Annotated in this window: 15 protein-coding genes; all 15 read right to left on the reverse strand. The window is 29.7% G+C overall.

Going from position 1 to position 15,308, the window contains the following annotated elements:
- Positions 1 to 17 precede the first annotated feature (17 nt).
- Complete coding sequence (locus tag G626_RS0109725; RefSeq protein WP_022932597.1) at positions 18 to 650, reverse strand: D-sedoheptulose-7-phosphate isomerase; 633 nt, start codon at positions 648 to 650, stop codon at positions 18 to 20.
- A complete protein-coding gene (locus tag G626_RS0109730; protein WP_022932598.1) occupies positions 650 to 1,633 on the reverse strand; it encodes a GHMP family kinase ATP-binding protein in 984 nt (327 codons plus the stop codon). The genes G626_RS0109725 and G626_RS0109730 overlap by 1 nt, the downstream gene beginning before the upstream one ends.
- The gene (locus tag G626_RS0109735; protein WP_022932599.1) at positions 1,627 to 2,598 is read right to left on the reverse strand and encodes a GDP-mannose 4,6-dehydratase; all 972 of its coding nucleotides are present in this window, start codon (positions 2,596 to 2,598) and stop codon (positions 1,627 to 1,629) included. Before G626_RS0109735 ends, G626_RS0109730 begins: the two co-directional genes overlap by 7 nt.
- Positions 2,599 to 2,600: 2 nt before the next feature.
- Entirely contained in the window at positions 2,601 to 3,662 is a 1,062-nt protein-coding gene (locus G626_RS0109740) for a glycosyltransferase (protein ID WP_022932600.1), read from the reverse strand.
- A gap of 100 nt (positions 3,663 to 3,762) precedes the next feature.
- Positions 3,763 to 4,998: an oligosaccharide repeat unit polymerase gene (wzy, locus tag G626_RS0109745; RefSeq protein ID WP_022932601.1), complete on the reverse strand. Its 1,236-nt coding sequence runs from the start codon at positions 4,996 to 4,998 to the stop codon at positions 3,763 to 3,765.
- A 41-nt stretch (positions 4,999 to 5,039) separates the two neighbouring features.
- Positions 5,040 to 5,933, reverse strand: coding sequence for a glycosyltransferase family 2 protein (locus tag G626_RS0109750; RefSeq protein ID WP_022932602.1), 894 nt, complete (start codon positions 5,931 to 5,933; stop codon positions 5,040 to 5,042).
- A 21-nt stretch (positions 5,934 to 5,954) separates the two neighbouring features.
- Positions 5,955 to 7,067 carry a glycosyltransferase WbsX family protein gene (locus tag G626_RS0109755; protein ID WP_022932603.1) on the reverse strand — a complete coding sequence of 371 codons (1,113 nt, stop codon included), beginning with the start codon at positions 7,065 to 7,067 and terminating at the stop codon, positions 5,955 to 5,957.
- Positions 7,057 to 8,154: an acyltransferase family protein gene (locus G626_RS0109760; protein WP_022932604.1), complete on the reverse strand. Its 1,098-nt coding sequence runs from the start codon at positions 8,152 to 8,154 to the stop codon at positions 7,057 to 7,059. The genes G626_RS0109755 and G626_RS0109760 overlap by 11 nt, the downstream gene beginning before the upstream one ends.
- 3 nt (positions 8,155 to 8,157) lie before the next feature.
- A complete protein-coding gene (locus G626_RS18350; RefSeq protein ID WP_022932605.1) occupies positions 8,158 to 8,775 on the reverse strand; it encodes a CatB-related O-acetyltransferase in 618 nt (205 codons plus the stop codon).
- Position 8,776: 1 nt separating this feature from the next.
- On the reverse strand, positions 8,777 to 9,670 hold the full coding sequence (locus G626_RS0109770) for an alpha-1,2-fucosyltransferase (protein ID WP_022932606.1): 894 nt from the start codon (positions 9,668 to 9,670) through the stop codon (positions 8,777 to 8,779).
- Complete coding sequence (locus tag G626_RS0109775; RefSeq protein ID WP_022932607.1) at positions 9,667 to 11,229, reverse strand: lipopolysaccharide biosynthesis protein; 1,563 nt, start codon at positions 11,227 to 11,229, stop codon at positions 9,667 to 9,669. The genes G626_RS0109770 and G626_RS0109775 overlap by 4 nt, the downstream gene beginning before the upstream one ends.
- A gap of 9 nt (positions 11,230 to 11,238) precedes the next feature.
- Positions 11,239 to 12,432, reverse strand: a complete 1,194-nt coding sequence (locus tag G626_RS0109780; protein WP_022932608.1) for a DegT/DnrJ/EryC1/StrS family aminotransferase — start codon at positions 12,430 to 12,432, stop codon at positions 11,239 to 11,241.
- Positions 12,433 to 12,448: 16 nt separating this feature from the next.
- A complete protein-coding gene (locus G626_RS0109785; protein ID WP_022932609.1) occupies positions 12,449 to 13,381 on the reverse strand; it encodes a GDP-L-fucose synthase family protein in 933 nt (310 codons plus the stop codon).
- Between the two features lie 5 nt (positions 13,382 to 13,386).
- Positions 13,387 to 14,403, reverse strand: coding sequence for an NAD-dependent epimerase/dehydratase family protein (locus tag G626_RS17525; protein WP_022932610.1), 1,017 nt, complete (start codon positions 14,401 to 14,403; stop codon positions 13,387 to 13,389).
- Positions 14,404 to 14,423: 20 nt separating this feature from the next.
- Complete coding sequence (locus G626_RS0109795; RefSeq protein ID WP_051142221.1) at positions 14,424 to 15,308, reverse strand: transketolase family protein; 885 nt, start codon at positions 15,306 to 15,308, stop codon at positions 14,424 to 14,426.

Genomic DNA, 15,308 nt, shown 5'->3' on the forward strand with positions numbered 1-15,308 from the left:
GTAAAGATTCCACTAAATTATTCAGCCCAAAAGGCTTCTTCAATTTCAAGGCACAGTGCATGATACACAGGAAGGTGAAGTTCCTGAATCATAAAGGTTTCGTTCTGAGGAACGATGATACAGATATCTGCCAATCCCTTAAGTTTTCCGCCGGTCTTTCCTGTAAGGGCAATTGTTTTAAGGCCCTTTGCTTTTGCAACAACTGTAGGATAAACGATGTCCTTTGAGTTTCCTGAAGTTGAAATACCGAGGAACACATCGCCTTTTACACCGTAGCCGTTTACCTGTTGGGCAAACATAACGTTTCCGTCAACATCGTTCAAGCTTGCTGTCATAAGTGCAGTATTATTTGTAAGAGCAATGGCTGGAAGAGAGCCCTGAAGTTTGTCTGCAAGGTAGGCACCGGTATCTGCATCTATTGCTCTAAGCTGATTAATAAACTCTTCAGACGGAGTTCGTTTTTTACAGAAAGATTTCAAAAGCTCACCAGTTATGTGGTCGCTGTCTGCACAGGAACCACCGTTACCTGCAACTAAAAGTTTTCCGCCGTTTTTGAATGTTTCAATCATTGCTTTTGCAGCATCTTCGATATCTTTCTTACAAACGCTAAGACTTGGATAGCGTTCAATTAATTGATCAATATATTTCATTATTCTTCTCCATAATAAATTACTTTAGTACCTTCATTTTCAAACTTAAAAGGAACATATTTCTGACCTTCCAGAGCTTTACGTACATTATCCTGTTTTTCTTTTGGTACATAGAACAAGAGGAATCCACCGCCACCGGCACCTAAAAGTTTTCCGCCAAGAGCTCCGGCCCTAATTGCCTTGTCATACTGTTCATCAATTGAATCTGTAGAAATCCCTGACGAAATTCCTCTTTTAAGCTTCCATGTATAATCCAAAAGCTTTCCAAACTCGTCAAGAGACGTATTTTTGTCAGTCAAAATTTTTTCTGCATCATCAACAAGATGATACATTTCAAGCAATTGCTGAGTTTTATCTTTCATGGATTTTTCTGTACCTTTCTGAATATCAGAACTGAAACGGCTGAAACCTGTAAAGAAAAGCATAAGATGATCATTAAGTTCCTTTTTGCGTTCAGATGAAATAATTACGGGATTTACGCTGTAGCCATCGCGATTAAAATTAATTCTATTAAAGCCACCGAAAGAAGCCGCTATCTGGTCTTGGATACCACCAGCTTCTTTACAAAGTTCTCGCTCAAGATAAATTGCATCGTCTGCAAGCTTTCGTTTATCGGCATACTGGCCTTTTAACGCATAAAAAGCAGAAAGCATGCCGACTGCAAAAGAAGAAGAAGTCCCAAGCCCTGATCGAGCAGGCAGATCTGCTTCATAAGTCATACGAATTTCATGCATATCCAGCCATTCCATAGCATTACGGATAGCGGGATGCATAATTTCTGAATTCTCATTTACCTTTTCTTCTTTGGAATATGTAATCTGTGTTTTAAAATCAAAAAACTGCGGTAAATGACGTACTGTTACATATGCATATTTATCAAATGTAGTGCTGAGTACAGCTCCGCCATATTCATTAAAAAATACATTAAAATCTGTTCCACCGCCAAAAAAACTCATTCTAAAAGGAGTTTGTGTTATTACCATTTTTGTCTCCAATAGTTTAACATATCAGCTATTGTTTGCTCCATAGATATTTCTTGTTTCCAACCAGTATCTCTTTTTAGTTTTGTTATATCACCCACAATTATTTTTTCATCTGTAGGTCTTAACAATTTAGGGTCGACAATCAATTTCAATTCATGTTTAATATTTTTTTCGATTAATTTTATTAAATCACTTATTTCATAAATAAATTCAGAAGAAATGTTATATACATCTCCTGGAGTACCTTTATCCGACAATAATATAAGAGCATTGACTAAATCTCTCTGATCCATTATTGCTCTTTTTGTTTTGATATTTCCAACTGTCAACTCATAGCAATTTGTTCGTTCCGCAATTACAGCTCGATGAGTAAAATCTGATGTTACATCATTAACTTTTCTTGTACCAGTAGAATTAAAAATTCTTGCTCTAATACATTTTATATTATCATTCATAAAATATTGGAAAGAAATCAAATCTTGTCCAACCTTACTTACTCCATAAGGATGCAAAGGCTTTAATTCGGCTGTTTCCTTTACATATATATCATCATCCTCTAGATGATTCAATGTTTCACCATATTCTGCACTTGAGCAAGCCACTACTACCATAGGATCATACGATTCATCAAAATTTCGACGTATATATTTTACTGCTTCAAATATTGCAATTGTTCCGTTTATATTTATATCAACTGTTTCATATGGTCTTTCCCATGACACAGTAGGATAACTCTGTGCTGCTAAATGAAAAATCTTATACGGCTTGTATTCTTGAATTATTTTTTGTACAGTACTTTCATAACGAACATCACATTCAATCATTTTTATTTCTTTTGGAATCTCAGTGATATCTGTTGTTGGTTTATAATAGGTCCCAATAACATTTTCACCCTTAGAATGTAAAAACTCAACCATATGAGATCCAACCATTCCACCTGCACCTGTAACAAGAATTGTTTTCATATTTATACTCCTAATATCTTTTTCATTTCTAAGAATAATTGTTTTGAACTTTCCACGCTATAATATTTTTCGAAAAGTTCTCTATTTCTCTTATCAAATTTATTTGAATTACTATCAATAAATGTATTGATTGCGTCTACAAAATCAGTTGCAGTATTACAACACATATTATTATTAACAACATCTTGATTAAAACCTGAGAATGCTTCATCTGTTCCTATAATTTTTTTTCCAAACATCAGTGCTTCAACAGTCTTAACCTTCATCCCTCCCCCAGAAAATAAAGGAATACCTACAATAGCAGCATTAGAATATAACTTAGAAAAATCATCTACAAACCCAAAAACTTTAACATTTTGGCTTTCAAAATCATCCTTAAATTTTTCAAAACCTCTGCCTGCTATAATTGTATTACATTTAATAAATGGGGAAACTTTTTTTACAAACCAACTATAACCTTCTATATTTGCTTCGCATACTGCACCGAAAAGAAGACAATACTTTTCTACTGTGTCTTCAGTTTGAACAACGTTTGTTGAATATTTATCTTCCATTCCTAAAGGAATTATTAAATCAACTGTTTTATTATACAAAGACTCTATTCTCTTTTTATCTCGTTCAGAAAATACTATTCGGCAATTAGCTTTTTGTGTTATTTTTTTTTCATTGTGTGTAACAATTATCTTATATATAAACTTTTTAATATTCCTTTTATTTCCAAACCTGACAGAAATAAAATCTTTTTCGCAATTATGGTAAAAAACTACAGTTTTTATATTCTTGCATAATGAAACAAGGTTCCCGTTTACAGAACCATCAAAAAAAACTAAATCTATTTTTTTAGTCTTTAAGATTTTTTTTATTTTTTTTATGTCCGAATAATCTAATGGGGGATAAAACCCCTGTAACAAAGATAAAAGACTTCTGATATTTGATTTTTTTGAAATTGTATAATCAATTACTGTACCAAAATCTTTTAAGCATAGATAATTCCTAATACTTCCTTTAGGGCCCCCATAAGAAGTATCTTTTATTCCATTTGTTGAAATAAAAAGTGTATTCATTATATCTTCCTTTCAGTTTTTGATTTTAAATGCATATTGTTCAAATAATTTGCACAGGTTAAACTTAAAACATTATTTATTTTATTATCATAAAATATTTTTAGTTTTTTATTTTATGAACCCGAATTACGCCTACAAGAAAGAGAAACATATATGTCCATATTAATGACTGCCACCCATATGAAATATTTTCAAGACTTCCAACTGCAAAGATACTACAAAAATATACAAACATCATATAATTACTACTATACGATTTGTTTTCTTTTTTATTTGGTTTAACCATATCCATAAAAAACTTATAAAAAAATGTATTAGCAAATAATATTATAAAATACAAAATAAAATCGTAAATCCCAATTTTAAACAAGTTATACAAGTAAATTAATTGCCCAAAATTAGAAGAGGTATTTCCTGACAAATCTGGATAAACTGTAGTCATTAATAAATTATTTAGAGATCTAAAATCTTTGTTAGGGAACAAAAATGATGGTATAACAGTTCGAAAATATCCTTTAATTTCAGTAAAAGAATACCCATAGTCTTTATACAACGAAACAATCTTATCAGAATTTTGATATCCAACACATGAATGACTAAACCAAGAAAGTCTTTCAAATAATTTTATAATTGCATCACTATAGGATATATGTACTGAAGCTCCAAGGCGTATGTAATATTTTAGAGGATAAAGAAATTGATATGCTAAAGCTCCAACAAAGAAACATATAGGTAAATAAAATATATACTTTTTTACGAATTTTGAATTTATACGATAAAAAAGCTCTAACATAAAAAAAACAAGAACAAATCCTGTCCAACCTGCCATTATTTCCAAACAACAATATAGTAAAACTAAAATAATAAAAGCCTTATTGATTTTATTTCTAAATGATAAATAATAAATTGTAAATAATTGAGAAATATTAAAAAAATTGACGAGAAAAGAAAATTTATTAATGGTCCAATCAGTAGCAGCTTTTCCTCTACCAGTTTTAAGATTAAATACTAGTCTTATCAACATTATCAAAAAAAGAAAAACTTCCAAACCTCTTCTTTTAAAATAACAATCAATTTTATTAGAAATAATTAACCTTTTATTTTGCAATCGAAAAAAAATATATGTAATAAGAATATAAAGAATTGCTGTATAAAAGAATAAAGACCATAATATAAAATTTGATAAATCTACAGTAATAGCAGTGCTAGGAAATTCTGATTTATATTGATGTGTTTTAAGAATCCAAATAAAATTAATTATCAATGGTAATATTGAAATAATAAAATATGCATATAAATAACGTCTATTAACAGTATAGGTATTCATTTTATTCATAAACTATATAATCTTCCTTCACCAGTCAAATTTATAATATGTTACTCACAAAATTTAGTATGATTCTTTTTTTCCCATAATTTAATAAAAGAACTATTACCTATTATGTTTTTTACAATTTCACCAAAACCTTTTATAGGTTCATAATAAATTTTTAATTTTTTCGAGATATATAGAGTACCTTTTTTTCCTGCCTCAATATTTATAGATATATGCTCACATAAAACTTCAATTACTGAACTTCTATTATTTTGCATCAAATGATAATACTTATCTTTTATTGCATCATACTTATAAATTCCTAATCCTCCAAATGCAGAATTACACGGAATATACGCTGAATTTTTAAGTAATCTTGAAAGTTTTTCATTTTCAATATAAATTTCTTTGTATGTTAAATCTACATTTTGAGATTTAAAAGGTAAATAAGCATAAGCATCATAATAATTACCTGTAATACCTAAAAACTTAGGTTTCCAATAAAAACGACCATTGGCAAAAATTGCACTCCAATCAGAAGGAGCTTCTTTTATTACACCTTCAATCCTATTAACGGCAACACCGTTAATATCACTATCAAAAACAATTACATAATCAAGATTGGTATTGTGTGAATTAACATACTCCAAATATTTATTACGACAGCTTATCATTTTCTGTATCCTACAAGCTGACATACCCTTAAAAAATTTAGAATCATAATTAACATCATTAGTTACTATTACATTATCTTCTGAAATAAGAATAATATTATTGGATGTTTGCTGCCAATCTTTTAAGATTTTTTTTGTGTTATCTTTGCTATCATTTTCAATAATTACAACATAACTACTAGTAAATATATTTCGTAATTCTTCAATTTTTGAAATATTTCTTTTTAATTCTTGCTCACAATCCCTTGCAAGTAGACAAATAGCAACTTTCTTATCAATCATTTAGCACACCTTTATCCTAAATTATTTGAGAATATTCTTTATACTATTTAAATATTCAAAACCATTTTCTTTATCTGGTTCTAAAAAAGCGCCTTCCCCCCACTCATTCCACGCAGTCAAAAATATAATTTCTTTATTATGTTTTTTACTAATATCTACTAACTTTTCAATTCCTTTTTTAAATATTCTAGCATTTTTACCATTAAGAATCTTTCCATTTGCACCTCTTCGAGGAGTATCATCATAGCTAACAAATGCACCATAGAAAACATTCTTATCTTTTGATTTTTTTGCTCTTCTAATTAAGTCTTGCCAAGTACGTCTATAACTATATACTCTTGGATAACAAGCTTTTGTTAATATTCGCTGGGATTTTACTAAAGCTTTTGAAAAAAAAGAGTTTTCTTCCCAAGCACTTAATGCTGGTTCATAATAAAACTCAGAATTGAAAATTGGAGTTAAATTCTTTTTATTATATTTTCCTATAAAAAAGATTCCATCAAAACCATTATCAATAGCCAGTTTATTCCAATAAGCTAACATTTTTGTTTGAGTTTCAATTTGATATTTATTCCAAAAAAGGAAAACTGGTTTATTTTGAATCTTTATATATCTTTCATCCTTAAAAAATTGAAGTAAATAGTAAAAGTGTTTTTCCCAAGCGTCTTCATCTTCATAATCAAATTGAATTAATATCTTTTTCCCTTTGTCAAGATTTTTATTATCATAAAGAGGTGCCCAATCATTTCCAAAATCTTTACTCCAAGTTCTTTTCCAAGAAGCATTATCCCATGCAAAACAGAAACTAACATCCAATGATTTGTCTGCTAAAAATAATTCTGCTGGTTTTTGTAATATATTTTTTTTAGAAGAAAACCAATAGTGATAAAAGCAAAAACCATCAATACCATATTCTTTTGCAATCTTGACTTGCCACTTTATGTTTTCAATTTTTGAAAGATCATAATAATTATCATTCATAGGTTCTTTAGGTTGCAAATTTTTATGAAAATATTGTTTTGCAGCCTTAACTGTTGTCCAATCAGTAAACCCCTGTCCCCAGAATTCATTATTCTCGGGTATTTCATGATACTGAGGAAGATACATAGCCATTAATTTTACTTTATCTATCATTAATTTCACCTTCTATAAGATTTTCATACATAATATAATAATATGAATTGACTTTGTTATTCAAAAATATAAATACTTTTGATTTTTTCCAAATAGGATCTAAAATACATTGTCTAAATAAATCAAAGACTATAAAACACATAAACATAATTAGCACATATGCAAGAGTATAAATGAGAATATACCAATTTGATTTTTGAATTAAACTGTATACAAAATTCTGATTAATAGTTTTAGACCATAGGTATGGATAAAAATATGGAACCTGATGAATTAGATAAACTCCAAAACACCCTTTTGCTAACTTATTTACTACTTTACTTTTGAATTCAAGTTTTTCAAAAAAAACAAAAATAGAGAATGTAATAAATAAGTTAGGGAATGATTTAAAATCTGCAAGATACTGAGCAGCAATTCTTCCAACACCAAATATATCAAAAACTTTAATCAAACATAACAGGCAATAAATAATCAACCCTGAAAAAAAATATAAATTCCGAAAAAAGTTATTTAAATGTATATATTTTTTATAATAACCTATAAAAAGATATGAAAAACAGAACCATACAAATGAATCAGATCCAGAATCCATAAGTCCATGTAGTGAAAATCTAAAAGGAATAAGAATCAATAATATCAAAATAATAAATCTTATTTTATTTTCACTTAATTCTAAAATCACATTTAATATAGGATGCATCAATAAAAGAAGAATATATACGTTGGGAAACCACCAAATTTGCCCCCAAAAAGGAATAAAAGATGATATTAAATATCTAAAAGTTATATTCTGTTTAAATACAAATTTATATAAAATCATAATTAAAACAGAATAAAACCACATTGTACCATAAATCGTAAGAATTCTTGAAAAACTGAATTTTTTATCAACAAGAAAAAAAACACCAATAAATAAAAATATGCCAACTCCGATTCTTGGTGCATTAGTAAATAACGAAAATAATAAATATATATGCGATTGTACTTCTGATTGGTTTAAGCACAAACCTTGACCTGAAAAATGCCCAGCAAAAATCAAAATACACGAGATAATTCTTAATAATTCAAAATTTGATTGCCGTTCCATTACTTAATACCCTAATTCGTTTAACAATTTATTTAAAACTTCTGTTGAAAGGTCGGCATATAACAATGCTAAATCTTTTTCTTTAATTTTATCTAACAATTCCGTAATATTTATTTCGCAAAGCTTTTTGCGATAACACTCATCAATTCGCCACTTTATAAACTTTGCAGGATTTCCACCTACAATTGAATAAGGTTCTACATCTTTTGTAACAACAGCACCTGCTGCAACAACGGCACCTTGACCAATAGTTATACCACTACAAATTATTGCATTTGTTCCAATCCAAACATCATCTTTTACAATTATATTACCTTTACTACCAGCTTCACGGTCATATCCAAATTCCCAAACCTTAAAAGGATATGTTGAAATACTTTTTGTTTGATGTTCACCTCCCAGTAAAAACTGCACCCCAGGTGCTATTGAACAATAACTTCCAATAATTAATTTTGTAGCTTCTGAACTCCAATCTGTTATATTTATTTCCCCATACGTTTTTTTGCCTACAACTATTTTTGATAAATCACAAAAATTCTTGAGTATTGTATGATTATGTTGATTCAGACTGCGATATTTCTTAAAAAAACATTTTCTTTTTATTCTATCAATTAAAAACATATTAAAGTATTATCCAATCGGGACATATATATGGGCACGAACAATCCTTAAATGCAATATTTGGTGCAATTACTATTTTTTCTGAATTTTTATTCAGAAATGCCCCCCAAAAACTAAATGTACTATTAGCTATTATATTATGCTTACATAAAGACATTAATTGCATATCTCTGAAACTATTTGCTCCCGTATTACCTTCAACTATTGTAAAATTTTGATTATCAGAGAATAAACTTTTACAATAATCCTTGTCATCAGTAAAAACAAAAAAATGAGGATCTTCTATTTTTTTATTTATATACACTAATGCTTCCCTATAATATGCATCAGGGACAAGCGGTACACCTTCTGTTATATAATCCCCCCTACGGATATGAATTGATATAGAATGAGAACTCTCTATCTTTCTTTTGTATTCTATGTTAGTTACATCCGTTATTTCAGGAAATGTATATAAGTCCATTATTTCATTATGAATTGCCGCAAAATAATTATAATTTACAAAAGGTCCGTATAAATAAAAAGATTTATTTTGAGGTAATTCAAAAAATGAATTATAAAATTCTGTAAAGTCTTTTTGTTTACAAAATGAAGTAGGTTCTCTTTCTACTAAATTTGCCTTTCTCAAAATTCTATATAAAAAAAATTTTATAAAATGAGCTTTATTACCTTCTATAGGATATGTTTTTACAAGAGAATGAACTTCTTTCCAATTTGCTTCAGGAGGATTAAGTCCAAAAATCTTGAATACTTCAATTCCATTGTGGCTATATGGGAAGGCATATTTCGTATCTACTTTAATTTCCGATTTAGGATATAAATGTTTTAGTTGAGTATAAAAAGCATACTCAAACATTTGATTACCTAATCCCCCCCCCATACTTATAACAATCATTTTCTTCTCCCTAGTATTGTTTTATTTACGCTCTCTTTTACATAAACGATTAAACTCTTAAAATCCTTACTTGGTAAGAATGTGACAATTTGCATAAATAACATACAGAACGATGCAATTATGAAACGAATAAATAACCACATCCATGATTCTTTTGGTAATTTAGACATCACATAAACAACCAGTATCATTTGAAGACAAAATAGTAATGTCCATAAAAAATGCTTAAGAAAATACTTTGACACAGAAGCATTCGTTAAAATATTCTTAAATACAAATTGAATTCTACCAAATGCAATAAACACAAATGCCACAATAGTCCCGGTAATAATACCAACAATGCCAAAATACTTTACAAGTAAAACTGAAAAAACTATGTTAGCCACTGCAGAAAATACCCACCACTTTCTATCTTGCTCAAACTTACCTAAAGCTGAACGAAAATTATAGGCATTTTCAAACTGCATTCCTATATGTTTATCTATAGCAATTCCAATAACATAACCAAAAGGCAACAGATAATTCTCTCCAAAAAATAATTGAATGAAAGGCTGCATACAAACTATAATATCACATGCAACTACAGACCCAAAAATAAAATAAAAAATATCTAACTTATTATATACAGATAAAACCCTTTCTTTGCTCTCAGTATGAACTAAATTTCCTACACTAGGAACAACACCTTTTAAACAAGAATACATTAACTGTTGAATTGCAGTAGTCACAAGCACATAATTCGCTACAACTCCAGTTGTTTTTAGACCTAAAAGTTTAGTTATAATTATATTATCAGTATTAGTATAAACAAGAAGTGAAATCTTTTGAACTAGTAAATTTTTTACATCCTTAAATATATTTCTATCTGTAATTTCTTTTTTACTGATTTTTACACTCTTTAAATAACTATACCTTCGTTTACATACAATATAAATAACACAATTTGCTACAATATTTTGTAGTAATGTTACAAAAGAATATAATACAAAACTATGAAATATAATAATAACTGTTATTCTCAGTAATGCCGCAATGAAAGCAACTATTATATCAATTCTAATACATGTATATTCTTTTTGATCGCATATAAATAACGTTCTTCGATAAGCCAAAAAATATGAACTGACATTACCTGTTAGTTGTATTAGATATATAATTCTAGAATAACCAAGTGAAACCTCATTATCTTTTATTAATATAGGAAGAAACAGTAATAAAATTGCGCCAATACTTGTAATAGCACAACCTATTACTGCATAAATAACTTTGTAAATTGACATTAATACATTGATCTCATCAATATTATTATTGCCAAGTTCTTTATAAAGATTATAACTAATTACACTTGCGATACCCAATTCAGCAAGAGAAAACCAGCCCAAAACATTTGAAAAAAGCCCATTTAACCCTAAATATTCAACTTGAAGAAATTGTACAAATACTTTTCGTGTTATTAAACTTAAAAATCCTGTTACTAAGAAGTTAAATAAAGCCCAAGCACTATTGTGAATGACATTTTCACTTCTTGATTTTTTTATTTGTAAAGATTCATTATTCATAAATAATAATCAATTGCTTAAATATGCATTTATATTCTCTGCTATATATTTCAAATCTTCTTCTGTCATACCATGGTGACAACCAATATAGAAACCATTACTGTTTATAAACTTTGCAACAGGATAATTATCTTCAAAATGTTCACCAAAAATCTTTTTATAGATTGGTTGATTTAATAAAGGTAACATTGGTCTTGTTTCAATATTTGCTTTTTCAAGGAATTGAATAAAATCTTTTCTTTCAATACAAGAATCCTTTTTTATAAGGATTGGATACATCATATATGTATGCGTAACCCCCTCTGGTTCTCTTGGTAATTGTAGTTTATCCTCATAAGGTGTAAGAAGTTCTGTCAAGATTTCTGCATTCTTATGTCTTGCATTCATAATCTCGTCTTTTCGTTCAATTTGTGCAAGTCCTAAAGCACCTTCAAGTTCACCAACTCGATAACTAAACCCCAAACGTTCAAAAGTAAAGCGTCTATCCAGATCAGTCTTCATTCGTTTAGGACAAACATTTTTTCCATCAGAAGCTACACACACTTCACAAGTACAAGCACGCCCGTGGGCTACCAATGAACGCATTATTTCAGCCAGATGGACATCATTTGTGCAAGAAATTCCACCAACTCCAGTTGTAATAGTATGAGCAACATAAGTTGAAAAAGCTGATATATCACTAAAACTTCCAATTGGTTTTTCACCAATTTTTGCAAAATGAGATTCAGCACAATCTTCAACAATTCGAAGATTATGCTTTTTTGCAATTTCCGTGATTTTTCTCATATCACAAGGCATACCAAATGCATGCACAGGAACAATACATTTTGTATTCCTAGTAATATGTTTTTCAATCTCATTCGGATTCATGTTATAAGTAATTGGATCTACGTCAACAAAAACAACTTTAAGACCAGAATGAATTACAGCATTTGAAGTCGCAATAAAAGTAATTGCGGGAACAAGTACTTCTGTAGACTCATCCCAATTATCAACTTCTTTTAAAGCTTCAAAAGCAATATGAAGTGCGTTTGTTCCGCTGTTATTCATTACACCATATTTATTTCCATGCATAGCAGAAAATTTTTTTTCAAATAGTGCAACATATTTTCCTTGCGAAAGTCTCTGTGATTCCAAAGCATCCATTACATATTTTTTTTCAAGTTCAGTTACCGAAGCATAGCCTACACCTATTTTATTCATTTTTTTCTCCAATATTTTAAGACAATACAAAAGTTAAATAATTTTCAATGGTAGTTCTTAAACCTTCATCAAGACTTATTTTGTGTTTCCACCCCAAAGAATGAATAAAAGAACTATCTACAAATTTCCGAGGAGTTCCATCTGGTTTTGAAACATCAAAGACAAGTCTCCCGGTATAATGTGTAAAGTCTTTAATTTTTTCAGTAAGTTCTTTAATTGTAATTTCTTCACCAGTCCCAATATTTACATGCTCATTGCCATCATAATTATTCATAAGAAAAACAATTGCATCTGCTGCATCATCTACATATAAGAATTCACGAAGAGGGCTCCCTGTTCCCCAAGCTACAACTTCATCAAGATTGTTTTCTTTGGCACTATGAAATTTTCTTATAAGTGCCGGTATTACATGTGAACCATTTTCAGAAAAATCATCATTTATACCATATATATTAGTTGGCATACAGCTTATAAAATTATCACCATACTGCTTTTTGTAAAATTTACACATTTCAATTGCAGCAATTTTTCCTATTGAATATGCTTCATTTGTTGGCTCAAGAAATCCTGTCAACAATGAAGATTCCTTAATTGGTTGATCAGCCATTTTTGGATAAATACAGGAACTTCCTAATGCCATTAATTTCTTGCATGAATTATTATGAGCTGCATTGATAATGTTCATATTTATCATTGCATTTGTATAAATAAACTCTGCAGGATAAGTATTATTCTCTCTAATTCCACCAACACGTGCCGCAGCAATTATCACATATTCAGGCTTTTCCTTTTTAAAAAACGAATTAACTGCAGATTGATTAGTTAAATCGAGCTCCGCATGAGTTCTTAATACAAGATTGTTATATCCGTCTGCTTTTAACCTACGAACAATTGCAGACCCAACCATTCCAGTATGCCCTGCAATATAAATTTTTCCATTCTTTTCCATAATTATTATTTAATAACAGCTTTATACCAGTTTATAGTTCTTTCAATACCTACATCTAAAGAAACAAAATTAGATTTATTAAATTCTGTTTTTGCTTTTTCCATATTTGTAAATACATCTGTAGGAGCACCTTTCAAGCCGTTATCATCTTTAGGAGCTGAAACGACTGCTCCCATTTTTTCACCAACAAGTTTTGCAAGTTCATAAATTGTGGTATGAGATTCACCACCTACATTATAAACAAAGTCATTTCCTTTTATTAAAATATCCCATAGGATTTCAACAGTATCTGAAACATAGCAATAAGTTCTTTTTGCTACACCAGAATCCTGCAATTCAATTTTACCGGCTTTTCCTTTTTGAATAAAATTATACAAAACTCTCTTATCATCAGCACGAACACCAGGTCCATAAGCGAGTGAAACACGTGCAACTTTTACATTTACACCATTTTCTCTATATGCTGCGCAAATTGCTTCACCACATCTTTTACCTTCTATATAACAAGCTCTTGGATGTTGAGGTGTAGTACAACCATAATCTGTTTCTTTATAAGGTATAGCATCTGAACCGCTATAGATTTCAGAAGAACTTACAAACAAAGCTTTACCATTCTTTTTTAATCTGGATAGTAAAACATCTGTTGTAATTGTATTCATACGTATTGTTTTTGTTTTATTATCAAGAAATCTTCCAGGCTGTCCATAGCCAGCTGCATGAATTACATAGTCAACCTCTGGTAATGCTTCACAAAATGAAACATCAGAAAGATCTCCACGTATTATGTTAACCCAAGAATAACTTTCAAACTCAGAAAGATGTTCTGGCAAATTATTATGAACAATAAGATTTACTGTAACTTTATTTTCAGAAACTTCATTAAACCTCTTAAATAAAAACAAAAAATATGTACCTATAAGTCCAGTACCACCTGTAAGTGTAATCGATTTTTCTTCAATTTCTGATACGTCAAGTCTATCCCAAATTTCTAAGATATCATTTTCAATAATAGTATTATCCATAAATTTTTAATCCTTAATATTTATTTGAACAATAAATTCGCTTTCTGCTTTATTCCTTCCGCTGTCAAACCATATACTTCATCAATCTCAGTTTTTGAACCATAAGTTTTTGGAACTTCATGACCTACACCTGCAAAATCAATTTGTACAGCATGTCCCTCAAAAGTTTTTAAAACTTCATTAGTTAATGCTCCATAGTAATATGGTTCACAAAGAAGAATTTTTTTAGTACTTGTTGTTGTACGAAGAGTATCGCTGTCAAAAGGACGAACTGTTGTGTAATACAATAGAGTCACATCTAAACCGGCAACAGCTTTTATACAAATATCGAGAATAGGGCCAACAGCAATTACAGTTCCCATGTTCCCCTTCTTAATAACAATAGCCTTTCCAAATTCCACATCATTATCATTTTCATTAGAAAATTCACTAAGTCTATAGTAAGTTGGGCTTCCATTGTCATATTGAGTTTTTAGGAGTGTATCAAATTCTTTTGCAGTTCCAGGAACTGTAATTTGCATATTTGGAATCTGCATAAGAGCACCAACATCACCTGGACAGTAATGTGTCATACCAAGGCCACTGTAATCATACGAGGCACCCACTGTAACAAAATTACCATTAATATTTTGATATCCAAAATCATCTTTTAATTGTTCATAACCGCGCTCAACAATAAATGGAGCAATAGTATGAAACACAGGAACATATCCCGTAAGAGAAAGACCAGCTGCAATACCGATAGAAGCCTGCTCCATTATTCCTAAATTATGCATTCTGTTTGGGTACTTTGCTTTAATATTTCTAAATGCAAATACACCAATATCATTGAGCAATGTTATAACTCTTTCATCTTTATCAGAAAGATATTGCATTGTTTCTGTAAACTGCTGTCTCATTCCCAT

This window comes from Treponema bryantii NK4A124 (genome assembly GCF_000421345.1).
Lineage (GTDB): Bacteria > Spirochaetota > Spirochaetia > Treponematales > Treponemataceae > Treponema_D > Treponema_D bryantii_B.